Origin of the sequence: Mycobacterium sp. E2479 (genome assembly GCF_001667925.1) — a bacterium.
Classification (GTDB): Bacteria; Actinomycetota; Actinomycetes; order Mycobacteriales; family Mycobacteriaceae; genus Mycobacterium.
In genome coordinates this window covers 1-23494 of the sequence record NZ_LZJR01000096.1, presented here as the reverse complement: position 1 = coordinate 23494, position 23494 = coordinate 1, and the positions used below count along the sequence as shown (strand labels likewise).

Annotated in this window: 21 protein-coding genes; 13 read left to right on the top strand and 8 right to left on the bottom strand. The window is 68.0% G+C overall.

Features of this window, described 5'->3' with window-relative positions; translation table 11 throughout:
* Positions 1-58: 58 nt before the first annotated feature.
* Positions 59-814: a YebC/PmpR family DNA-binding transcriptional regulator gene (locus A5686_RS14875; protein WP_067935472.1), complete on the top strand. Its 756-nt coding sequence runs from the start codon at positions 59-61 to the stop codon at positions 812-814.
* Here A5686_RS14875 and A5686_RS14870 read toward each other — a convergent pair whose 3' ends face one another.
* Genes A5686_RS14870 through A5686_RS14850 form a run of 5 tightly spaced genes read right to left on the bottom strand, consistent with a single transcriptional unit; the run spans position 815 to position 4442 of the window.
* Positions 815-2392: a polyamine aminopropyltransferase gene (locus A5686_RS14870; RefSeq protein WP_067935469.1), complete on the bottom strand. Its 1578-nt coding sequence runs from the start codon at positions 2390-2392 to the stop codon at positions 815-817.
* Positions 2389-2844, bottom strand: a complete 456-nt coding sequence (locus A5686_RS14865) for a DUF350 domain-containing protein (protein ID WP_067935466.1) — start codon at positions 2842-2844, stop codon at positions 2389-2391. The genes A5686_RS14870 and A5686_RS14865 overlap by 4 nt, the downstream gene beginning before the upstream one ends.
* A 26-nt stretch (positions 2845-2870) precedes the next feature.
* Positions 2871-3302, bottom strand: a complete 432-nt coding sequence (locus tag A5686_RS14860; RefSeq protein WP_067936181.1) for a DUF4247 domain-containing protein — start codon at positions 3300-3302, stop codon at positions 2871-2873.
* Positions 3299-3814 carry a DUF2617 family protein gene (locus A5686_RS14855; protein WP_067935464.1) on the bottom strand — a complete coding sequence of 172 codons (516 nt, stop codon included), beginning with the start codon at positions 3812-3814 and terminating at the stop codon, positions 3299-3301. Before A5686_RS14855 ends, A5686_RS14860 begins: the two co-directional genes overlap by 4 nt.
* A gap of 16 nt (positions 3815-3830) precedes the next feature.
* A complete protein-coding gene (locus A5686_RS14850; RefSeq protein ID WP_067935461.1) occupies positions 3831-4442 on the bottom strand; it encodes a DUF4178 domain-containing protein in 612 nt (203 codons plus the stop codon).
* 181 nt (positions 4443-4623) lie between these two features.
* Here A5686_RS14850 and ruvC point away from each other — a divergent pair, with 181 nt between their 5' ends.
* From ruvC to A5686_RS14820, 6 genes are all read left to right on the top strand, one after another.
* The gene (ruvC, locus tag A5686_RS14845) at positions 4624-5190 is read left to right on the top strand and encodes a crossover junction endodeoxyribonuclease RuvC (protein WP_067935460.1); all 567 of its coding nucleotides are present in this window, start codon (positions 4624-4626) and stop codon (positions 5188-5190) included.
* On the top strand, positions 5187-5789 hold the full coding sequence (ruvA, locus tag A5686_RS14840; RefSeq protein ID WP_067935457.1) for a Holliday junction branch migration protein RuvA: 603 nt from the start codon (positions 5187-5189) through the stop codon (positions 5787-5789). The genes ruvC and ruvA overlap by 4 nt, the downstream gene beginning before the upstream one ends.
* Positions 5786-6844, top strand: coding sequence for a Holliday junction branch migration DNA helicase RuvB (gene ruvB / locus A5686_RS14835; RefSeq protein WP_067935456.1), 1059 nt, complete (start codon positions 5786-5788; stop codon positions 6842-6844). Before ruvA ends, ruvB begins: the two co-directional genes overlap by 4 nt.
* 246 nt (positions 6845-7090) lie before the next feature.
* Positions 7091-7795 (top strand): hypothetical protein, encoded by a 705-nt coding sequence (locus tag A5686_RS14830; protein WP_067935455.1) that lies wholly within the window; start codon positions 7091-7093, stop codon positions 7793-7795.
* Between the two features lie 151 nt (positions 7796-7946).
* A complete protein-coding gene (locus tag A5686_RS14825; RefSeq protein WP_067935452.1) occupies positions 7947-8333 on the top strand; it encodes a DUF1304 domain-containing protein in 387 nt (128 codons plus the stop codon).
* A 128-nt stretch (positions 8334-8461) separates the two neighbouring features.
* Complete coding sequence (locus A5686_RS14820) at positions 8462-9166, top strand: hypothetical protein (RefSeq protein ID WP_067935451.1); 705 nt, start codon at positions 8462-8464, stop codon at positions 9164-9166.
* A gap of 69 nt (positions 9167-9235) precedes the next feature.
* On the opposite strand, the gene car is transcribed toward A5686_RS14820, so the two are convergent.
* Both car and gabT read right to left on the bottom strand, forming a co-directional pair.
* Positions 9236-12757 carry a carboxylic acid reductase gene (car, locus tag A5686_RS14815; protein WP_067935448.1) on the bottom strand — a complete coding sequence of 1174 codons (3522 nt, stop codon included), beginning with the start codon at positions 12755-12757 and terminating at the stop codon, positions 9236-9238.
* 153 nt (positions 12758-12910) lie between these two features.
* Positions 12911-14251 carry a 4-aminobutyrate--2-oxoglutarate transaminase gene (gabT, locus tag A5686_RS14810; protein WP_067936179.1) on the bottom strand — a complete coding sequence of 447 codons (1341 nt, stop codon included), beginning with the start codon at positions 14249-14251 and terminating at the stop codon, positions 12911-12913.
* A gap of 199 nt (positions 14252-14450) precedes the next feature.
* Between gabT and yajC the strand changes: the two genes are divergently transcribed.
* From yajC to A5686_RS14780, 6 genes are all read left to right on the top strand, one after another.
* Positions 14451-14777, top strand: a complete 327-nt coding sequence (yajC, locus tag A5686_RS14805) for a preprotein translocase subunit YajC (RefSeq protein WP_067935445.1) — start codon at positions 14451-14453, stop codon at positions 14775-14777.
* 114 nt (positions 14778-14891) lie between these two features.
* On the top strand, positions 14892-16697 hold the full coding sequence (gene secD, locus A5686_RS14800; RefSeq protein ID WP_067935443.1) for a protein translocase subunit SecD: 1806 nt from the start codon (positions 14892-14894) through the stop codon (positions 16695-16697).
* A 3-nt stretch (positions 16698-16700) separates the two neighbouring features.
* Positions 16701-17984: a protein translocase subunit SecF gene (gene secF / locus A5686_RS14795; protein ID WP_067935440.1), complete on the top strand. Its 1284-nt coding sequence runs from the start codon at positions 16701-16703 to the stop codon at positions 17982-17984.
* 4 nt (positions 17985-17988) lie between these two features.
* On the top strand, positions 17989-19683 hold the full coding sequence (locus A5686_RS14790; RefSeq protein ID WP_067935437.1) for an ABC transporter substrate-binding protein: 1695 nt from the start codon (positions 17989-17991) through the stop codon (positions 19681-19683).
* Positions 19684-19690: 7 nt separating this feature from the next.
* Positions 19691-20233: an adenine phosphoribosyltransferase gene (locus tag A5686_RS14785; protein ID WP_067935436.1), complete on the top strand. Its 543-nt coding sequence runs from the start codon at positions 19691-19693 to the stop codon at positions 20231-20233.
* A gap of 43 nt (positions 20234-20276) precedes the next feature.
* Positions 20277-22655, top strand: coding sequence for a bifunctional (p)ppGpp synthetase/guanosine-3',5'-bis(diphosphate) 3'-pyrophosphohydrolase (locus A5686_RS14780; protein WP_067936176.1), 2379 nt, complete (start codon positions 20277-20279; stop codon positions 22653-22655).
* 15 nt (positions 22656-22670) lie between these two features.
* On the opposite strand, the gene A5686_RS14775 is transcribed toward A5686_RS14780, so the two are convergent.
* Positions 22671-23494, bottom strand: an 824-nt coding sequence (locus tag A5686_RS14775) for a peptidylprolyl isomerase (protein WP_067935433.1), incomplete at its 5' end; no start/stop codon positions are given.

Genomic DNA, 23494 nt, shown 5'->3' with positions numbered 1-23494 from the left:
CCGCACACGTAGACTCGTCTGGCCACAAAAACAAGAGGACATTGGAGATAGGACAGCGATGAGCGGCCATTCCAAGTGGGCCACCACCAAGCACCAGAAGGCCGTCAAAGACGCGCGCCGCGGCAAGGAATTTGCCCGGCTGATCAAGAACATCGAGGTCGCCGCCCGTACCGGCGGTGGTGACCCGGCGGGCAACCCGACGCTGTACGACGCGATCCAGAAGGCGAAGAAGACGTCGGTGCCCAACGACAACATCGAGCGCGCCCGCAAGCGGGGCGCGGGCGAGGAAGCCGGCGGCGCCGACTACCAGACCATCATGTACGAGGGTTACGGGCCCAATGGCGTTGCGGTGCTGATCGAGTGCCTCACCGACAACCGCAACCGCGCGGCCGGCGAGGTCCGGGTGGCGGTGACCCGCAACGGCGGCAACATGGCCGATCCCGGATCGGTGTCCTACCTGTTCACCCGCAAGGGCGTCGTCACGCTGGAAAAGAACGGACTCACCGAAGACGATGTGCTGGCCGCCGTGCTGGATGCCGGCGCCGAGGACGTCAACGACCTCGGTGACAGCTTCGAGGTCATCTCCGAACCGACCGACCTGGTGGCGGTGCGTACCGCACTGCAGGACGCCGGCATCGACTATGAATCGGCCGAGGCCAGCTTCCAGCCGTCCGTGAGCGTGCCGGTCGACGTCGACGGCGCGCGGAAGGTGTTCAAGCTGGTCGACGCGCTGGAGGACAGCGACGACGTGCAGAACGTCTGGACCAATGTCGACCTGTCCGACGAGGTGCTCGCCGCCCTCGACGAGGAGTAACTAGTCGTACCCGTGCCGCATGTCCTCGACGATGCGCGGATTGTCCAGGGTCGACGGCTCCACCGGACGGGGCCCGATGTCGCTGGAGAAGACACCGGCGGCGTCGAGCACCTGCTGGTTGAGGTAACGCAACGGGGGCGCATTGCCGGGCACCTTCGGTGCGGGTGCCAGGTCGGCCCGTTGTGCCAGGGCGAATCCCCAGTCACCGAACGTCGGTACGTGCACGTGATACGGCGTGACCGCGTAGCCGGCCGCCCGGATCGTCGAAACCGTGCGCCAGTACGCCGTCGGGGTGGAGAAGGGACTGCCCGCCTGCACCACCATCAGCCCGCCGGGAGCCAGCGCCCGGGCGACCAGCGCGTAGAACTCCGTCGAGTACAGCCGGCCCAGCACGGGTGTGTCGGGGTCGGGAAGGTCGACGATCACCGCGTCGAAGCGGTCCACGTTCGGTCCGCGCAACCAGTTCATCGCGTCCTCGGTCAGCACGCCCACCCGCGGGTTGTCCAGCGAGCCGGCATTGGCGGCGCGCAACGTGGTGCGCGCGATGTCGATCACCGCGGGATCGAGCTCGACCTGCACGATCTTGGAAACGCTTGGCTGGCGCAGCAATTCGCGGGCCGCCAGGCCGTCTCCACCGCCAAGTACCAGCACCGAACGCGCACCGTTACCCAGGGCGGGGTAGACGAGGCTTTCGGTGTAGCGGTACTCGTCTCGGGTGGAGAACTGCAGCCCACCATTGAGATACAGCCGGGTGTCGTTGCCGCGGCGAGTCACCACGATCTCCTGATAGGCGGTGTGCCGGTAGGCGATGATCGGGTCGGCGTAAAGCCTTTGCCTGCTTGTTGTTTCGATGTCGGCCGAACACAGCAACAGGGTGCCGAGCAGCCCCGCGGCGGCGGCCAGCGCGCACAGCGCCAGCACCAGCTGCCGGGTCGAAACCACTTGGCGCAACAGGAAAATCGCTACGACGGCGGCGGCCGCCAGGTTGATCATGCCGGTGGCCGCCGCACCGCGGATCATCCCCAACTGCGGCAGCAGCAGGAAGGGCCAGACCAGCCCGCCCAGCAACGCGCCCAGGTAGTCGGCGGCGTTGAGGTTGGCCAGCGTCCGCCCGGCATCGGCCGCGCCCGCGATCCGACCACCTTGCAGCAGCGTCATCAGCAGCGGCACCTCGGCGCCCACCAGGCCGCCGATGAGCGCCGTGCTCGCCGCGAGCACCCACGTCGACGAGTCGGACCCGTCCAGGAACGCGAACACCACGTATAGCGCCGCCGCCGACAGGCCACCGATGATGCCCAGCAGCGCCTCGACGGCGATGAAGGTGATCGCGGCGTGCGCCAGTAGCGGTTTGACCAGCAGGGCGCCCACGCCCAGCGCGGCGATGTAGCCCGCGACGATCAGGGAGGTGGCGACGATCCCGCCGCCGTCGAGACTGGCCGACAGCGTCAGCAGCGCGAGTTCGTAGATGATGCCGCAGGCCGCGCACGCCGCCACCGCGGCCAGCAGCAGCGCCCGCCATCGACCCGAGGGCCCCACGGATGTCGACGCCTGGACCGGCCGCTCATCGACAGCGCTCATGACACCGCCGCCGCGGTCACCCCTCCCACGGCGAGCAGTATCAGCGCCACGGCGAACGATCCCGGATGCAGCGCCGGCTCGTCGATGTGCTCGTGGAAGCTGCCCGGTATCAGCAGGTGCACCGCCAGCAGCGCCACCCCCAGCAGGATCACGCCCATCAACCCGTACACGGCCACGCCGAGGAGTCCCTGACCCAGCTGGCTGTAGCTGTTGGCGATGGCCGTGATGATGACGACGGTCAGGGCGATGTACATCGCGCCCGCGATCACCACGGCGTTGGGCCGGCGGTCGATGAACACCAGCTGGCGCAACTTCCCCGGGGTCAGCACGTCGACGGCGTAGAACCCGATGAGAAGCACGGCCATGCCGACGACGAAGTACAGGATCGTCGCGACCGCGCCTTTCAGCACGGGGTTGAGGTCGACGGTGCCGATCTCGACGGCGAGGTACATGGTGCTCTCCTTTGCGATGGTGGGAGTCACTTGATTCCGCCGGGGCCGCCGGGGGTGCCACCGGCGCCGCCCGACGGGGATCCGGGGGAAAACCCGGGGCCCAGGAAGACGAAGGCGCCGTGGCTGTATCCGGCGCTCAGCGGTTCGACGCGGATGCTGCACGGGTAACCCCCGTCGGGCCCGACGATCACGATGTTGTTGCTGTAGCGCAGGTACTCGGTCTTGCCGTTGGCGGCACGCGCGGCGGGTTGGGCGTAGTCGGCGAGCGAGTCGGCCACCTGTTCGGGCGAACCGCTGCACTGGTAGCGAGTCCCGTTCACGTCGCGGGCGTACTCGTGATAGTGGCCGGCCACATATGAGGCGATGTTCTTCTGCAGCAAGATGATTCCGAAGATCAGGCACGCCACGCCGGCCGCGCCCAGCACACCGGCGATCACGAACAGGCGGTTGCGGCTCACGGGCGCCACCGGCTGGCCGTGTGAACCGCCGTTCCGCCGTTGCCCGGGGGACGGCCCGGATACAGGTGCCAGGTCTGCCAGCGCCAGCCGACGCCGTCGGGTTGGGCGGCCAGCACGGTCAGCGCGGCGTCATCGCCGGGGAACGTGCCGCCGAGCCAGCCCGCCCGGTGTGCGCAGCGGCCGCGCAGATCCTGCGCGAACCGGCGAAAGCTCGCCTCGTCGTAAGTGTCGGTACGCGAGCGCAGGCTGTAGCCGGGCGCGTCGGTGCGCTCTGGCAGGTCGGCCCCGAGATTGCGTGCCGTGCAAGAGATTTCCTCGGAAAACCGGCCGGCGGCGTGTTCGACCGCGACGACATGGGACGCGCCGAGCACGCCGAGCAGGAGCGTGGCGCCACCGGCGGGGTGGTCCAGGCGGCAGCTGGCCAGCGGCGCGGGTGCGGGCGCGTTGAGTGCGAGTCCCAGCCTTTCCCCGGATACGTCGGCCGGAGTCACGGCGAGTTGATGAAGGGGCACCGAGGAGACCTGGTGCCTACGCCGAGCCGGGTGGGGGCGCCGAATACACCGTGATTTCGCCCGGCGAGACGGACTTGCCCGTCGATACCTCCCAGGGCATGTCCGGGGCCCAGCGCTCGAACGACAGCAGCGCCGACTCGTCGGCGTTGGCGCAGTCGACGAACTCCATCTCACCGCCGGCCGGCAGGCCCGTGGTGCCTTCGGTCGTGTAGGACGCGCGGCCGCGTTCGGACTCGTGAAACGTCACGCCGTCGACGACGTACTGGTCGCCGGGGCGCAGTGACACGTCCTTACGGGTGACCCACATGGCCAGTTCCAGGCGTCCGTCGTCCTCCTCGACGCTGAACCAGAGCGGCTGGTCGCCGCCTTCCAGCAGGTGCTCCCACCACACGAAGGGTCCCTCGCGGAAGGTGACCGAACCGCGCACGATGTAGTCCACGCCGCCGTAGCTGACGATGGCGCCGGGTCCGAGTTGGCGGGGCCCGAACTGCGGCATCGCGTCGGCGGATAGCGGGTCCCGGCGCCCGCCGGGCCGGGCCGGCTGCTTGGGTCGCCGCAAAGCCACCACCAGCACCACGATGGACGCGATCAAGAGCACCACGGCGATCAAGACCAGCAGAGATCCCACGCCAACCCCTCCGTTGCCACGCTGCTCGAGCGAACGTGGTGCTAAAGCTAACAGCTTCGCGTCGGGTTCGGCGCTTTAACATCACCGCGGGAATCGGCGGCGTGGCCGCGTGTCCTGCCCGGGCGTGTCCGTGTCGGCCGCTAGGGTATCGAACAGCTGTTCTACTAGGTGGGAGCGGGTAATGCGGGTGATGGGCGTCGATCCCGGCCTGACCCGGTGCGGGCTGTCGGTCGTCGAAAGCGGGCGCGGGCGCACCGTGGTCGCGCTCGACGTCGACGTGGTGCGCACACCGTCGGACGCGCCGCTAGCCGAGCGGTTGCTGAACATCAGCGATGCCGTCGAGCATTGGCTGGCCACCCACCAGCCGGACGTGGTGGCGATCGAGCGGGTCTTCTCTCAACTCAACGTGTCGACGGTGATGGGCACCGCCCAGGCCGGTGGTGTCGTCGCGCTGGCGGCGGCCAAGAGCGGCATCGACGTGCACTTCCACACGCCCAGCGAGGTCAAGGCCGCGGTCACCGGCAACGGCGCGGCCGACAAGGCGCAGGTCACCGCGATGGTAACCAAAATCCTTGCGCTGCAAGCCAAACCGACACCGGCCGACGCCGCCGACGCGCTGGCGTTGGCGATATGTCATTGTTGGCGGGCGCCGATGATCGCCCGAATGGCCGCGGCCGAGGCGATGGCCGCCGAGCAGCGACGAAGATACAAGGCCACGTTGGATGCCAAGCTGAAGGCCGCGCGATGATCGCCTCGGTGCGCGGCGAGGTCCTCGAGGTGGCGCTCGATCATGTGGTGATCGAGGCCGCCGGCGTCGGCTACCGGGTGAACGCGACTCCGACGACGCTGTCCACGCTGCGGACCGGGGCCGAGGCCCGGCTGATCACCGCAATGATCGTCCGCGAGGACTCGATGACGTTGTACGGCTTCGCCGACACCGAGACCCGCGATCTGTTCTTGACGCTGCTGTCGGTGTCGGGCGTCGGGCCCCGGCTGGCGATGGCGACCCTGGCCGTGCACGACGCCGGGGCGCTGCGACAGGCGCTGCACGACGGTGACGTCACCGCGCTGACCCGGGTGCCCGGTATCGGCAAGCGCAGCGCCGAACGGATGGTCTTGGAATTGCGTGACAAGGTCGGTGCCGGCCTCGGGGCCGGGGAACCATCGACTGGTGCGGCCCTCAACGGCCACGCGATACGCGGTCCGGTGGTGGAGGCGTTGGTCGGGCTGGGCTTCGCCGTCAAGCAGGCCGAGGAAGCCACCGACAAGGTGCTGGCCGCCGATCACGACGCCACCACCGCGTCCGCCCTGCGCGCCGCCCTGTCGATGCTGGGTAAGTCCCGATGACGGAGGACTTCGGGGACGACTACGCCGATCGGGAGGTCTCCGGCGCGCTGGTGTCGGGAGAGGGCGACATCGACGTCAGCCTGCGGCCGCGCTCGCTGCGCGAGTTCATCGGCCAGCCGCGGGTCCGCGAGCAGCTGCAGCTCGTCCTCGAAGGCGCCAAAAACCGCGGCGGCACACCGGATCACATCCTGTTGTCCGGTCCGCCGGGCCTGGGCAAGACGTCCCTGGCGATGATCATCGCCGCCGAGCTCGGCTCCTCGCTGCGGATGACGTCGGGGCCGGCCCTGGAACGCGCCGGCGACCTGGCGGCGATGCTGTCCAACCTGGTCGAGCACGACGTGCTGTTCATCGACGAGATCCACCGCATCGCCCGCTCCGCCGAGGAGATGCTGTACCTGGCCATGGAGGATTTCCGGGTCGACGTCGTGGTCGGCAAGGGTCCCGGGGCCACCTCGATTCCGCTAGAGGTGGCGCCGTTCACCCTGGTCGGCGCGACAACCCGGTCCGGTGCGCTGACCGGCCCGCTGCGGGATCGGTTCGGTTTCACCGCGCATATGGACTTTTACGAGCCCTCGGAGTTGGAGCGGGTGCTGTCCCGCTCCGCCGGGATCCTGGGCGTCGAACTCGGCGCTGACGCGGCCGAGGAGATCGCCCGGCGCTCACGCGGGACACCGCGAATCGCCAACCGGCTGTTGCGCCGGGTGCGTGACTTCGCCGAGGTGCGCGCCGACGGCGTGATCACCCGTGACATCGCCAAGGCCGCGCTGGCCGTCTACGACGTCGATGAGCTGGGCCTGGACCGGCTGGACCGGGCGGTGCTCTCGGCGCTGACCCGCAACTTCGGCGGCGGCCCGGTAGGGGTGTCGACGCTGGCGGTGGCGGTGGGCGAGGAGGCCGCCACCGTCGAGGAGGTGTGCGAACCGTTCCTGGTGCGCGCCGGCATGGTGGCACGGACGCCGCGGGGCAGGGTGGCCACCGCCCAGGCCTGGACACACCTCGGCATTACCCCGCCGGCCGGGGTCACCGGCTTCGGCCAGGCCGGTCTGTTCGACTAGCGACCTCCTGCGACAAATCGCGGCCGAATCGTGACCTTTGCGTCGCGACCGTGCCATACGTTCGCCCTATCCGGCCGCGGGCCAGCTCAGACCCACCCGCCCGCTGATCCCAAGCCAGCGGCCGGCCAGGTCCACCCCCCGCCAAAGCGACCCCAGCAAACATTTGCGCACCGCGTGACCGGTTATACCGCGGTGCCGTCGGGTAACCAGCCTCACAGCAGTCATATCTGTCTGAAGGAGGTTCCGATGAGGACCACGAGCCACGACTACGACCGCCCTGGCGCGCTGTACATGCCACGTACCCGCGGCGCGCTAACCGGGTTATTGCTGATTCTTCTGGGTGCGTGGGGCGCATTGGTGCCGTTCTTCGGGCCCAACATCGATTGGGCGTACATGGCGGATCCGGCATGGACGTGGACCACGGCCAAGGGCTGGCTGGAGGTGCTCCCGGGCGCCGCGGCAGCGGTCGGCGGCTTGCTGGTGCTCATGTCCGGTAACCGTGCCAGCGCGGTGTTCGGCGGCTGGCTGGCCGTCGCGGGCGGCGCCTGGTTCGTGGTCGGCCGCGCGTTCGCGTCGACGCTCGGCATCGGCGACATCGGTCAACCGATGGCGGCGACGGACCTGAAGCGAGCCCTGCTCGAGGTCACCTACTTCACGGGCCTGGGCGCTCTGATCGTGTTTTTGGGCGGCGCCGCGGTGGCACGGCTGGCCGTTCGCCATGCACGAGACGTCGTGATGACAGAACCGGCGCCGGCGGCGGGCGAGGCCGTGCCGGCGGCTGAACCGGCCATGTACGACGAGGGCCGCGTCCCGGCAGGAGCGCCGGCAGGCGCGCGGTCGGACGCCGTGGCGGCCGAACCGGAGCCCCGCGGGCGCGGCGGCGGCCTGTTCCGTCGTCGCACCGGCGGTGGCCTGTTCCGTCGGAACCACCACGTAGGCGCCGCGCGGTAATCGAAGTAAGGCGAGAGGCACCGGTGGCTCCGGGCTACCGGTGCCTTTTCGCGCCAGGCTGGCCCGGGTAGCCGCCGGTCGGTAATGTTCAGCGGCGCCCAGACATGCGGAATTCGTCCGCGGCGCAGCGCCGGACCGGCGAGGAGGAGCGATGATCACCACCGCCTTGCTGTTCGCCGCGTTGGCGGCGTTGCTGCATATCTACATCTTTGTGATGGAATCGTTGACCTGGACCTCGCCGCGCACCCGCGCCACCTTCGGCATCACGGAGGCCGAAGCAGAAACCACCAAGCTGCTCGCCTTCAATCAGGGCTTCTACAACCTGTTCCTGGCCATCGTCACCGGTGTGGGCATCGTGGCAGTTGCCATGGGGCACTTAGGTGTTGGAGCGTCGCTCGTCTTCGCCGGCGTCGGATCGATGGCCGCGGCCGCGATGGTTCTGGTCGCCTCCGATCACAAAAAGGCGCGCGCCGCCGCGACGCAAGGCACCTTGCCGGTGATCGCAATCGTCCTCCTGTGGCTGGGTCTTCAGAAGTAACACCAGTCTCACCAGCCTCAAAAGCCACGACCAGCGGTGGCTTTCAGGTGCCTCGTGGGTTAGTAGTGGAAGGCGCTGGGTAACCAGCCCAGGCCGGAATCCGACCCGGTATTCAACGAGGGGATGTCATGAAATACGCAGAAGACGGCCGAACCCGCGGGCTGAGTATGCCGCGTTCGCGCGGCGCGGTCAGCGGATTGCTCCTGGTCATTTTGGGAGCCTGGGGGGCGTTAATACCGTTTGTTGGTCCGCACTTCAATTTCGCCTACACACCGGACCGGGACTGGGCGTGGAGTACCGCCCGGGGCTGGCTCGAGGTTGCGCCAGGCGCGGCGACGGTGCTGGGCGGTCTGTTGCTGGTGGTCGCCGGGAACCGTGTCGCCGCCATGCTGGGCGGTTGGCTGGCGGTGCTGGCCGGTGCCTGGTTCGTCGTGGGCCGTCAGGTCGCCCCGCTGTTGGGAATCGGTTCCGCCGGTGATCCGATTGCCGCGACCGACCGCAAGCGTGCGGTGCTCGAGATCACCTACTTCTCGGGCCTGGGCGCGTTGATCGTCTTCGTGGGTGGCGTGGTGCTGGCCCGCACCGCCGTGCGGCTGGCGCGCGATGTGCATCCGGTGGCGGCCGAACCCGCCGCGGTGCCGGTCGTCGAGCCATACCGGGATGCGACTTACGAGGAACCGGCTGAGGTCTCCTCGGGCGCGCTGACCAAGCCACGATCCGCGGCCGACGCCGAGCCCAAGCGGGGATGGCGCCGTAATCGTGCCGGTGCGGGGTCGGGTGCGGGGGCCGGTTCCAACGCCGCGTACCTGCGCTGGCCGCACCCGCAGCAGTAGTCTTGCGCACACACGAACAGCAAGTCGCCCAGCCCCGAACGGGCTGGGCGACTTGCTGTTTGACCTAACTCAGAGCAGTCCGAGCAACTGCAGGTCGGTGATGTACTTGACGATGACCGGAGCCGACACATGTGGAATGTCTTTGTCGGGGCCGATCTTCGCTTCCTGCACCGCCGCGCGGAACACATCGGTGGGTGCCATCGAGCCGTTGATCGGTTTTTCCGGCTGCTGGTAGTTGTGTAGCAGCGGCAACAGCGAGTATTGGCGCTGCCGATCCGGCAGGGCCCGCAGCGAGGTCTCGAACCGCCGCAGCCACTCGGCGTAGTCGGGGATGCGCTCGATCGAATATCCCGCCTCGACAAGCCAATCGATGTACTCGTCGAGCCCGATGCCGTCGTCGTACGGGTTCATCACGTGGTACGTCTGGAAGCCGGTGTCGCTGTCGGTGATCTGCGTTCCCAGCGTCGAGATCGCCGCGGCGATGAACTCGACCGGCAGGCCGTCGTAGTGTGCCCGCTGCCGGTTGCCCTCGGCGTCGAGCTCGTAGAACGAAGCGGGCGCGATGCCGCTGGCGACCACGCTCAGCATCAGGCGGGTGAACATGTCCGGCAGGTTGAGCTGTCCGGCGTAGGTGGTGTCCGCCAGGATCATGTCGCAGCGGAACACCGTGACGGGCAGCCCGCACAGGTCGTGGGCTTCGCGCAGTAGCACCTCGCCGGCCCACTTGCTGTTGCCGTAGCCGTTGGCGTAGTTGTCGTTGATCTCGCGGGTGGCGCTGATCTTGCGGATGTCGGCGTTCTCGACGAACTTACCCGGTTGCATCTGGTCTCCCACGCCGATCGTCGACACGTACGTGTACGGCTTTTGCTTGGACGTCAACGCGATTCGGATCAGTTCCGCGGTGCCCAAGGCGTTGGGCCCGAACAGCTCGCTGTACGGCAGCACGTGGTTGACCAGTGCCGCCGGGTCGACGATGACGTCGACCGTGTCGGCCAGCCGCTGCCAGGTTGCCTGATCCAGGCCGAGGTTGGCCTCGCCCTTGTCTCCCGCGATGACCTCGAGGTGGTCGGCGGCCAGCTCCTGGTAGTGCGCCAGCAGCTTCGGGTCACCGCTGTCGAAGGTCTTGTCCAGCCGGGCGCGTGCCTCCTCGTCGGAGCGGGCCCGCACCAACGCGATGACCTTGCCGTCGACCATGTCCATCCGCTCGAGCCAGTCCAGTGCCAGGTAGCGGCCCAGGAATCCGGTCGCGCCGGTGAGCAGCACGGTGCGCACCTCGGTGGCGGGCTTGGGCAGGCTCGGCGCGGCGGCCAGGGTCGCCTCGTCGAGGAACTCGTCCAGGGTCAGGTCGCCGGCGTGCACCGTGGTGGCGCCGCGCCCGTGCACGGCCGCGAATGTCGGCCGCTTGGAGCCTTGCCGCTCGGCCTCGATGTAGGCGGCGATGGCCGCCAGGTCGTTGGCCGGGCTGACGATGACACCCACCGGCACGTCGATGTCGAAGATCTCACGCAGCAGGTTGCCGAATGTCAACGCCGACAACGAGTCTCCACCCAGATCGGTGAAGTGCGCGTCGGGGGACAGATCGCTGGTCGCGGCCCCCAGCATGGCGGCTGCGGCCCGGCTCACGGTCTGCAGCACCGGCGCCTCGGCGCCACTGCGGCGCAGTTCGGCCAGTTCGTTGGCCTGTCCCGCGGCCAGGTCGGCGTACATCTGCTCGAGCCGTTCGCCGTAGTGCTGCTTCAGCTTCGGCCACGCCAGCTTGCGGATCCCGGTCAGCAGACCGTTTTCCAGCGTGAACGGGGTGGTCTCGATGATGAAGTCGCGCGGCACCTCGTAGGACTGCAGGTTGGTCTCTCTGGCGACCTTCTGCAGCGAGTCGGCAATCTGCGGCTTGAGCGATTCCAGCCCCGTCTCGGCGCTTTGGCCCAGGGCCTCTTCGGTCGGCACCACAACGGCCAGCAGGTAGGGCTGAGAGCTGTTGCCGTAGACGTAGATCTGGCGGATCAGCGGGCTGTTGCCGAACACCGCCTCCAGCTTGGCCAGCGTCACGAACTCGCCCTGCGCGAGCTTCAGCACGTTGTTGCGGCGGTCGACGTACACCAGCCGGTTCGCGGCGATCTCGGCGAACACGTCACCCGTGCGGTAGTAGCCGTCTTCGTCGAAAACGTTGGCAGTGGTCTCGGCCCGCTTGTAGTAGCCGGGGAACATGTTCTCGGTCCGCAGCAACAGCTCACCGCGCGGATGCGGCCGGTCGGTGCTGAAGTAACCGAGATCCGGAACGTCGACCAGCTTGTAGTCGATGACCGGCGGGCGCTGAATCTCGCCGTCGAACAACACCATTCCGGCCTCGGTCGAGCCGTAGCCGTCCAGCAGGTGCATCTCGAGCAGGGCTTCGACCCACGTCCGCAACTCCGGGGAGGTGGGCGCCGAGCCGGTCATCGCGAAGATGAAGCGCCCGCCCAGCAGGTACTGCCGCTGCTCGGCCAGCACCTCGGCCTCCACAGCCTCGCGGTCCGAGCCGTCGGAGAGTCGCCGCTCGACCTGGCGCTGGAATTCACCGAACAGCGTCTCCCAGATGCGCGGGACGAAGTTCAGCTCGGTGGGGCGCACCAGCTCGAGGTCCTCGAGCAATCTGGACAGATCACTGCGGGCCGCGAAGTAGGCGGTGCCGCCATTGCCCAAGGTGCCGTAGAGGATTCCGCGTCCCATGACGTGACTCATCGGCATGAAGTTGAGGGTGATCGACGCGGCGCTCTCGCCGAACCAGTTCTTGCTGCCGCGGCGCCACATCTTGCCGACGTTGCTCTGCGGGTACATCGCGCCCTTGGGCGCGCCGGTGCTACCGGAGGTGTAGATCAGCAGCGCCAGCGAGTCCTCGTCGGTCTCCCGCTCAGCAACGGCTGGCAGGTCCTTCCCGCGCTGCAGCACGTCGGCGAGCGCCTCGACGGTCACGTCGGTATCGGCCAGCCGCGCCACGGCGCTGTCCACCGCCTCGCGCTGGTCGTCGACCTCGGGCTGGTAGTCGAACACGACGAGCTTGGCGGGCGTGTGATCGCCGCGCAGGATCAGCTCCACCGCGTCGGTCAGCTGGTTGACGCTCGACGCGATCAAACTGGGCTCGGTCTCGGCGACGATCGGCTGCAGCGACGTGATCGCCGCGCTTATCTGCAACGGCACTGACACCGCTCCGATTGTGGCCAGCGCAATGTCGATGGTGGCGTAGTCGACGCTGTTGAAGCCCAGCACACAGACGCGGTCGCCGGGGCTCACCGAATCACTGAGCCAGGCCCGGCCGAGGGCCGAAACCCGTTCGCCCAGCTCGCCATACGTGATGGTCGCGAAGCTGGGGAGCAGCTCGGCCGACGTGCGTCCGGTCTTGGCATCTTTGACGAACTCGACGACGCGCTGCGCCAGCGCCGGCCGGTCGGCGTAACCATCCAGCACCGTCCGAATGATCTGGGGCAGCCGCAGCCCGGGCTTTTCGAGGGCCGCGGTGATGGCGGGGTCAGGCCGGGCGGCCGCGAACTGAGGGTCGTTGGCAATGAGTTGCTCGATGCGACGGTCGAGTTTTTCGTCATGAATAGCAGTCGACATAAACGGATCCCTTGCGAATGAAAGTTAGCGAGACAATTGCGCTGCTTCGCGCCGACCTATAGAACGTTAGCTAAAGTAACGGTATTCCACCATGATTCCGGCCTTGGTGGCGTTTGTGAGATTGCCCACGCGGGCCCGAAGCTTCCCGAGCGCTTATAGGGCGCGCAGCAGTGCGCCGAGGATGTCGATGCCCTCGGCCAGCAGCTCGTCGCTGATGGTCAGCGGCGGCAGCAGCCGAATGACGTTGCCGTACATGCCGCAGGTCAGGACGATCACTCCGGCCGCGGCGGCCGCGACGGACAGCTGCTGGGTCAATTCCTTGTCGGGCTCGGCGGTTCCCGCCTTCACCAACTCGATGGCGATCATGGCGCCCCGACCGCGCACGTCGCCGATCCGGTCGTCGCCGGCCTGCAGGCGCAGCAGGGGCTCGGTGATCAGACGTTCCAGTTGCCGGGCCCGTTCGACCAATCCGTCGTTCTCGATCGTCTCGATGGTGGCCAGCGCGGCCGCGCAAGCTAGCGGGTTTCCGCCGAAGGTGCCGCCCAAACCGCCGACATGCGGCGCGTCCATGAGCTGCGCCCGGCCGGTGACCGCGGACAGCGGCAGCCCGTCGGCGATGGCCTTGGCAGTGCAGATCAGGTCCGGCTCGATGCCCTCGTGTTCACACGCGAACATGGCGCCGGAGCGCGCGAATCCGGTCTGCACCTCGTCGGCGATGAACACCACGTCGTTCTTGTGGCACCAGTCCAGCAGGGTGGGCAAGAAGCCCTCGGCCGGAACGATGAACCCGCCCTCACCCTGGATCGGCTCGATGATGAGGGCGGCCAGGCTGTCGGCGCCGATCTGGCTGTCGATGACGTTGATGGTGCGCGCGGCTGCCTTCTCGCCGTCGGTGGCCAGCTCCTTGTCGACCAGGCCGTCGCGATAGGGGTAAGACAGCGGCGCGCGGTACACCTCCGGCGCGAACGGGCCGAAGCCGCCCTTGTAGGGCATCGACTTGGCGGTCAGCGCCATAGCCAGGTTGGTGCGGCCGTGGTAAGCGTGGTTGAACGCCACGACGGCGGGCTTGCGCGTGTACGCGCGTGCGACCTTGACGGCGTTCTCGACCGCCTCCGCGCCGGAGTTGAACAGCACGGAGCGCTTCTCGCCGGAGCCCGGCGTGATTCGGTTCAGCGTCTCCGCGACGGCGACATAGGACTCGTAGGGCGTCACCATGAAGCAGGTATGGGTGAACTCGGCGACCTGGGCGCGCACCGCTTCGACCACCCGGGGTGACGAATTGCCGATCGTGGTCACCGCGATGCCGGAGCCGAGGTCGATCAGCCGGTTGCCGTCGACGTCCTCGATGATTCCGCCGCCGGCGCGCGCAACGAATACCGGCACCGACACGTTCACCGCGTGCGACACGGCAGCCGCACGGCGCTTGCTCAGCTCCAGCGATGCCGGACCGGGGATCTCGGTGACCAGTTGGCGAGTCTGCTCGAGGCTGGCCACCACATGACTCCTCCCGCGGCGCGCGTGTCACGTCGCATCAAAAGCCTATCGAGCCTGACGCCGGCGGGCACTCGGTGCACCGCGGCAAACCGTCGCGACCGTGGCCTGCCAGACTGAACGGGCACACTGGACCGTTACGAGGTGCGCGAGCTCGCGGCACCCTTGGTCCCGATAGTTTCGACGAAAGACAGGCGCGTCCATGCAGAGCTTGATCCTGTTCCTGCCGTTCCTGCTCATCATGGGCGGGTTCATGTACTTGGCATCGCGGCGTCAGAAGCGCGCGATGCAGGCCACGATCGACCTGCACGAGTCATTGTGTCCGGGCGATCGGGTGCACACCACGTCGGGCCTTCAGGCCACCGTCGTCGAGATCACCGACGACACCGTCGACCTCGAGATCGCACCGGGCGTGGTGACCACCTGGATGAAGCTGGCGATCCGCGACCGGATCCTGCCCGACGACGACGAAGACCTGGCCGACGGCGACGACTCCGCCGACGAGGGCTCGATCACCAAGGATTCCTGACGGGCAGTCCGGACCGATCGGCCCCGACCGGCGGACCGCTTGCACAACGGGTGAGCGGGGGCCACGTAGGCTCTGTCCCGGGTAAGTAACCGATTTCAAGGAGATAGAAGGAAAGTGGCATCGTCTTCGGCGCCGGTGCACCCTGCCCGCTACCTGTCGGTCTTCTTGTTATTGCTCGTCGGCGTCTACCTGCTGGTGTTTCTCACCGGGGACAAGCGGGCCGCTCCCAAGCTCGGCATCGACCTCCAGGGCGGCACCCGCGTCACGTTGACCGCGCGCACCCCGGACGGCTCGAGGCCCAGCCGTGAGGCGCTGGCGCAGGCCCAGCAGATCATCGGCGCCCGGGTCAACGGACTCGGTGTCTCCGGTTCGGAGGTCGTCGTCGACGGCGACAACTTGATCATCACGGTCCCCGGGAACGACGGCAACGAGGCCCGCAACCTGGGTCAGACCGCCCGCCTCTACATCCGGCCGGTGCTCAACTCGATGCCGGCCCAGAGCGCCGAGCCCAAGCCGCCGGCCCGCCAGGCCGCGCCCGGTCAACCCGCTCCGGCTCAACCGGCTCCCGGTCAACCGGCGCCCGCCCAGCCGGCGCCCGCACCCGGTCAGCCCACCCCGGCTCAACCGGCACCTGCTCACCCGGGTGCCCAGCCCCGGCCGTATCCCCAGGACCCGCCGCCGCCCAGCCCCGCGCCGGCGCCGGCTCCCGCTCCCGCTTCGGCTCCGGCTCCGGCTCCGGCGGGGCCCGCGGCGGAGGCGCCGCCCGGCGAACAGCCGGCGCCGCCCGATCCGCGCAAGGAACTCGCCGACCGCATTGCCGACGAGAAGAAGTGGCGGCAGAGCACACGTCAGGGCATCCAGTTCCTCGCCCTGCAGTTCCAGGCGACCCGCTGCGACAAAGAAGACATCCTGGCCGGCAACGACGATCCCGCACAGCCGCTGATCACCTGCTCGACCGACCACAAGGTCGCGTACCTGCTGGGCCCGTCGATCATCAGTGGTGACCAGATCCAGGACGCGAGCGCGAGTCAGAACCAGCGTGGCATCGGCTACGTCGTCGACCTTCAGTTCAAGTCCGCGGCCGCCAACACCTGGGCCGACTTCACCGCCGCACACATCGGGACCCAGACGGCGTTCACGCTGGACTCGCAGGTGGTGAGCGCGCCGATGATCCAGGAAGCCATTCCCGGCGGCCGGACCCAGATCAGCGGTGGCGATCCGCCGTTCACCGCCGCGACCGCCAAGCAACTGGCCAACGTCCTCAAATACGGCTCGCTGCCGCTGTCCTTCGAGTCTTCGGAGGCCCAAACCGTCTCGGCGACACTGGGATTGACCTCGCTGCGAGCGGGACTCATCGCGGGCGCGATCGGCTTGATCCTGGTTTTGCTGTATTCGCTGCTCTACTACCGGGTGCTGGGACTGCTCACGGCGCTGTCGCTGGCCGCTTCCGGAGCGATGATTTTCGCGATCCTGGTCATCCTGGGCCGTCAGATCAACTACACCCTGGATCTGGCGGGGATCGCGGGTCTGATCATCGGTATCGGTACCACCGCCGACTCGTTCGTCGTCTTCTTCGAGCGCATCAAAGACGAGATCCGGGAAGGCCGTTCATTCCGATCGGCGGTGCCGCGAGGCTGGGCGCGCGCCCGCAAGACGATCGTGTCGGGTAACGCCGTCACCTTCCTGGCCGCCGCGGTGCTGTACGCCCTGGCCATCGGTCAGGTGCGGGGATTCGCCTTCACGTTGGGCCTCACCACGGTGCTCGACATCGTGGTGGTGTTCCTGGTGACCTGGCCGCTGGTGTACCTGGCGTCCAAGAACCCGACGCTGGCGAAGCCGGCCTACAACGGCCTGGGCGCCGTTCAGCAGGTCGCCCGCGAACGGCGGGCCTCGGCACAGGTCAAGACGGGACGGGGATAGCGCATGACTTCCTCCAAAGCCTCCAAAAACGCAACCGAGATCACCGAAGCCTCCGAAGGCGCGCCCGAGTTGACCGACAGCAGCGCCGTCGGCGCGCCGCGGCACGGCTTCCTGTCGCGGCTCTACACAGGTACCGGCGCGTTCGAGGTGGTCGGCCGGCGCCGGTTGTGGTTCGGCGTCAGCGGCGCGATCGTCGCCGTCGCCGTCCTGAGCATCCTGTTGCGGGGTTTCACCTTCGGAATCGACTTCAACGGCGGCACGACGGTGTCGATGCCCGCCGCCGCGGCCGGCGGCACGGTGCAAACCTCGCAGGTCTCCGAGGTGTTCCGCAAGACCATCGGCAACGATCCGGAATCGGTGGTCGTCGTCGGCAATGGTCCGGGCGCGACCGTGCAGATCCGTTCGGAAACGCTGACCAACGACCAGACGGCCAAGCTGCGCAACGCCCTGTTCGACGCCTTCAAACCCAAGGGCCCCGACGGTAAGCCGAATAAGCAGGCCATCAGCGATGCCGCAGTCTCGGAAACCTGGGGCGGCCAGATAACCGACAAGGCGCTGATCGCGCTCGCCGTCTTCCTGGTGCTGGTCGGCGTCTACATCATGGTGCGCTACGAGCGGTACATGGCCATCTCGGCCTTGACCACCATGGTTTTCGACCTGACCGTCACCGCGGGGGTGTACTCGTTGGTCGGTTTCGAGGTCACGCCGGCCACCGTCATCGGCTTGCTGACGATTCTCGGTTTCTCCCTCTACGACACCGTCATCGTGTTCGACAAGGTCGAGGAGAACACCCACGGTTTTCAGCACACGACCCGGCGCACCTTCGCCGAACAGGCCAACCTGGCGATCAATCAGACGTTCATGCGCTCCATCAACACCAGCCTGATCAGCGTGCTGCCCGTGCTGGCGCTGATGGTGGTGGCGGTGTGGCTGTTGGGCGTAGGCACGCTGAAGGATCTGGCGCTGGTGCAGCTGGTCGGCATCCTGGTCGGCACCTACTCGTCAATCTTCTTTGCGACGCCGCTGCTGGTCACGCTGCGCGAGCGCACCGAGCTGGTGCGCACCCACACCCGACGCGTGTTGCGGCGCCGCAGCCCCGGCTCAGGCGCGACGGCCGGGACCGCCACGGGCGATGGCGACACGGAGACCGCCGACGAAGCGGAGCAAGCGGCGGCCGCGGCCGAGCCGGCCAAACCCGCGCCGAGCAAGCCGGCTCCGGGTGCCCGTCCCGTGCGGCCGAGCGGAACCCGGCGTCCAAGCGGCAAGCGGAACGTCGGCCGGCGGTAGGCCTATGGCCACCAGGTACCCCGGAACTGGGGCCGATCGTGGCGGGCACGTCGGCCGTCGGGTCTTAGCCGGGTGGATCGGGGCCGGGTTGGCGGTAGTGCTAGCGGCGGGTCTTTCGCTGACCGCCTGCGCGGGCAGCGCGGCGTCCCGGATCGACTATGTGGTCGACGGCCCGCTGTCCACCTACAACACCAACACCGTCGTCGGCGCCGCGTCGGCCGGAGCGCAGGCGTTCGCCCGAACGCTCACCGGCTTTTCCTATCACGGTCCCGACGGGCAAACCGTCGCCGACCGTGACTTCGGCACCGTGTCGGTGGTCGGCGGCACGCCGCTGGTGCTGGACTACCAAATCGCCGACAACGCCGTCTACTCCGACGGCAAGCCCGTGACCTGCGACGACATCGTGCTCGCCTGGGCGGCTCAGTCCGGCAAGTTCCCCGATTTCCACGCCGCCACCCAGGCCGGCTACCTGGACATCGCCAACGTCGAATGCATTCCCGGGCAGAAGAAGGCGCGGGTGTCCTTCATCCCGGACCGTGGCGTCGTCGACTACAACCAGCTGTTCACCGCGACCTCGATCATGCCGTCGCACGTCATCGCCGACCAACTCAACGTCGACGTGACCGCGGCCCTGCTCAGCAACAACGTTCCCCTGGTGCAGCAGATCGCGAAGCTGTGGAACACCACCTGGGACCTCAAACCCGGGGTCGACCTCAAGCGCTTCCCGTCGTCGGGGCCGTACAAGATCGAATCCGTACTGGATCGCGGCGCGGTGGTGCTCGTCGCGAACGACCGGTGGTGGGGGCCCAAGGCCATCACCAAGCGGGTGACCGTGTGGCCGCAGGGACCCGACATCCAGGATCGGGTCAACAGCCGCAGCGTGGACGTGGTCGACGTCGCCTCGGGCTCCTCGGGGGCGCTGACCACGCCGGACAACTACGAGCGCTCCGATGGGCCGTCGGACGGCATCGAGCAGCTGATCTTCGCGCCGCGGGGGCCGCTGGCGGCACCCAAGGCCCGCCGCGCGGTCGCGTTCTGCACGCCGCGCGATTCGCTGGCCAAGGACGCGGGGACACCGATCGCCAACTCCCGCCTGGACCCGGCCGCCGACGACGCGGTGTCGGCCGCCGACGGGGCCGCGGAGGCAGGCCCGTTCGGCAAGGCCGATCCGGCCGCAGCGCGCAACGCGCTGAGCGGTGCGCCGCTGACGGTGCGTATCGGCTATCAGGGGCCCAACGCGCGACTCGCGGTCAACGTCGGTGTAATCACCAAGGCGTGCGCCCCCGCCGGCATCACCGTCGCCGGCGTCATCCTGGACGGCTCGGGCCCGCAGGCGCTGCGGGACGGCAAGATCGACGCGTTGCTGGCCAGCACCGGCGGGGCCACCGGCAGCGGCTCCACGGGGTCGTCGGCGCTCGATGCGTACGCGTTGCACACTGGCAACGGCAACAACCTGTCGGGATACGCGAATCCCCAGGTCGACAACGCCATCAGCGCGCTGGCCGTCTCGGCCGACGCCGCGGAACGCGTCCGGCTGCTGGCCGAAACCGCGCCGGTACTGTGGGGTGACATGCCCACACTGCCGCTCTACCGGCAGCAGCGCACGCTGCTGAGCTCGAAGAAGATGTACGCGGTGAGCAAGAACCCGACGCGGTGGGGCGCGGGTTGGAATATGGACCGATGGGCCCTCATCCAGTGAGGCGGCGATGACGAACGCCGGCGACCCACCGCCGGTGGCCGCGCTGATCGAGTCGCTGACGCGCAAGGTGGCCGATTTTCCCCGGCCGGGAGTCCAGTTCAAGGACCTCACCCCGGTGTTCGCGGACGCAACGGCGATGACGGCGATCACCGGCGCATTGGCCGAAATCGCGGCGGGCGCGGACCTGGTGGCCGGCGTCGAGGCCCGGGGATTCCTGCTGGCCGCCGCCGTCGCGGAGCGGCTGCAGACCGGCGTGCTGGCCATTCGCAAGGCCGGGAAATTGCCGCCGCCGGTACACGCCGAGCACTACGACCTGGAGTACGGCACCGCCACACTGGAAATCCCCGCGGACGGCATGGACCTGCGTGGGCGCAACATCATGATCGTCGACGACGTGTTGGCCAGCGGCGGTACCCTGGCCGCGGCGGCCAGGCTGCTCGAGCGCACCGGGGCCAACGTGATGGCGGCGGCGGTGGTGTTCGAACTGGGCGCGCTGCGCGGCCGGGAAGCGGTCGCGCCGTTGGCGGTGCACAGCCTGACTTCCGAGTAGTGCCCCAGCATTGGAGATATCCTCGATTTCGGAGGTGACCAACGTGGCGGAGGAAAACAGCGCGGCGCAAGCGCTCGACGCGCCCACTAAAGTCCCCGAGTCGCCGGCCATCACGCAGCCGATGGAAATTCCGGAGCCCCCGGCCGAATCGCTGAAAACCTCCAGCAGCGCGTCGCGGCGGGTCCGGGCCAGGCTCGCCCGCCGGATGACCGCCCAGCGCAGCACGCTCAATCCGGTGCTGGAACCGCTGGTGGCGGTGCACCGGGAAATTTACCCGAAGGCGAACGTGTCGTTGCTGCAGCGCGCCTTCGATGTCGCCGACAAGCGGCACGCCAGCCAATTGCGCCATTCCGGCGACCCCTACATCACCCACCCGCTGGCCGTCGCCTCCATCCTGGCCGAATTGGGCATGGACACCACCACTTTGGTGGCCGCGCTGTTGCACGACACCGTCGAGGACACCGGGTACACCCTGGACGCTTTGAGCGAGGAATTCGGTGAAGAGGTGGGCCATCTGGTCGATGGCGTCACCAAACTGGACCGGGTCGTGCTGGGCAGCGCCGCCGAGGGCGAGACCATCCGCAAAATGATCACCGCGATGGCGCGCGATCCGCGTGTGCTGGTGATCAAGGTCGCCGACCGGCTGCACAACATGCGCACCATGCGGTTCCTGCCGCCGGAGAAGCAGGCGCGCAAAGCCCGTGAGACACTGGAAGTCATTGCGCCCCTTGCGCATCGGCTGGGTATGGCCAGCGTCAAGTGGGAGCTGGAGGACCTGTCGTTCGCCATCCTGCATCCCAAGAAGTACGAGGAGATCGTCCGGCTGGTCGCCGGGCGGGCTCCCTCGCGGGACACCTACCTGGCCAAGGTCCGCGCCGAGATCGTGAACACCCTAAGCGCGTCGAAGATCAAGGCGACGGTGGAGGGCCGCCCCAAGCACTACTGGTCGATCTATCAGAAGATGATCGTCAAGGGCCGCGACTTCGACGACATCCACGACCTGGTCGGCATCCGCATCCTGTGCGACGAGATCCGGGACTGCTATGCAGCTGTCGGCGTGGTGCATTCGCTGTGGCAGCCGATGGCAGGGCGGTTCAAGGATTACATCGCCCAGCCGCGGTACGGTGTTTACCAGTCGCTGCACACCACCGTCGTGGGCCCAGAAGGCAAGCCGCTGGAGGTGCAGATCCGCACCCGCGACATGCACCGCACCGCCGAATACGGCATCGCCGCGCACTGGCGCTACAAGGAAGCCAAGGGGCGCAACGGCGTTCCGCATCCGCACGCCGCCGCAGAAATCGACGACATGGCCTGGATGCGCCAGCTGCTCGACTGGCAACGGGAGGCCGCGGACCCGGGCGAGTTCCTCGAATCCTTGCGTTATGACCTTGCGGTACAAGAGATTTTCGTGTTCACCCCCAAGGGTGATGTCATCACCCTGCCCAACGGCTCCACGCCGGTCGACTTCGCCTACGCGGTGCACACCGAGGTCGGCCACCGCTGCATCGGCGCCCGCGTCAACGGGCGGCTGGTCGCGCTGGAACGAAAGCTGGAAAACGGGGAAGTCGTAGAGGTTTTCACCTCTAAGGCGGCCAATGCCGGACCGTCGCGAGACTGGCAGCAGTTTGTGGTCTCGCCGCGCGCCAAGGCCAAGATCCGGCAGTGGTTCGCCAAGGAGCGCCGTGAGGAGGCGCTCGAATCCGGCAAGGACGCGATGGCCCGCGAGGTGCGTCGCGGCGGACTTCCGCTGCAGCGTTTGGTCAACGGCGAGACGCTGGCCGCGGTGGCGCGCGAGCTGCATTACACCGACGTGTCGGCGCTCTACACCGCGATCGGTGAGGGGCACGTGTCGGCCCGGCACGTTGTGCAGCGGCTGCTGGCCGAACTCGGTGGCATCGACCAGGCCGAAGAGGACCTCGCCGAACGGTCCACGCCGACGACCATGTTGCGCCGCCCACGCAGCAGCGACGACGTCGGTGTCTCGGTCCCCGGCGCCCCGGGCGTGCTGTCCAAGCTGGCGAAATGCTGCACGCCGGTCCCCGGCGACCAGATCATGGGATTCGTCACCCGCGGCGGCGGAGTGAGCGTGCACCGCACCGACTGCACCAACGCGGCCTCGCTGCAGCAGCAGGCAGAACGAATCATTGAAGTGCATTGGGCGCCCTCGCCGTCGTCGGTGTTCCTGGTGGCCATCCAGGTCGAGGCGCTCGACCGGCACCGGCTGCTCTCGGACGTCACCCGCGTGCTGGCCGACGAGAAGGTCAACATCCTGTCCGCGTCGGTCACCACCTCCGGTGACCGGGTTGCGATCAGCCGCTTCACCTTCGAGATGGGCGACCCCAAGCATCTGGGGCATCTGCTCAACGTCGTGCGCAACGTCGAAGGCGTATACGACGTCTACCGCGTGACGTCCGCGGCGTGACTCCCGCTATCGGATTCAGTCGAGCAGCAGCGAGGTGATGGTCACCTCGGTGGCCGGTGCCCCGTCTTCACCGCCGCCGGCGACGCCGGCCTTGGCGATCTTGTCCAGTGTGGCCAGGCCGTCGGCCTGGATGGTGCCGAACACGGTGTATTGCGGCGGCAGCTGGGAATCCTTGTACACCATGAAGAATTGGCTGCCGTTGGTGCCGGGCCCCGCGTTGGCCATGGCCAGCGTGCCGCGCGGATAGAGGACGGGTTCGCGCGCCTTGGGGTCGTTCGGCGGATACTGGTCGGTCGGGTATTCGTTGGCGAATTGATAGCCCGGCCCGCCGGTCCCGTCGCCCTTCGGGTCCCCGCACTGCAATACACCCAATGCCGGCGAGGTGGTCAGCCGGTGGCACTTGCTGTTGTCAAAGTATTTCTGGCCGGCCAGGCTCGCGAAACTGTTGACGGTGCAAGGTGATTCGTTGTTCGCCAACATAAGGCCGATGTGGCCCTGATTGGTCACCATGCTGGCGCTCACCTGGGCCGGATCGGTCGGCACCTTACCGGTCCGCGGCGGTTTGACCTCCTTTGCCGCCGGCTCGGGCGAGGCCGGGTACTGACAGTTGGCGCCCACGTCGGCCGAGGGTTTGAACGGCGGCAGCGGCGGTACCTGACCCGGCTCGCCGGGGGCCGTCGTTTCCGGGGAGCTGCTGCTGGTGGTCGTCGACGCCGCGGTGGTGATCACGATCGTCAACACCAAGCACGAGAACAAGAGCAACACCGCGGCGTTGACGGCCACGGCCACGATCGAGCCGGCCGCGATCAGCACGATCCGGCGCGTCTTGGCTTGCTTGG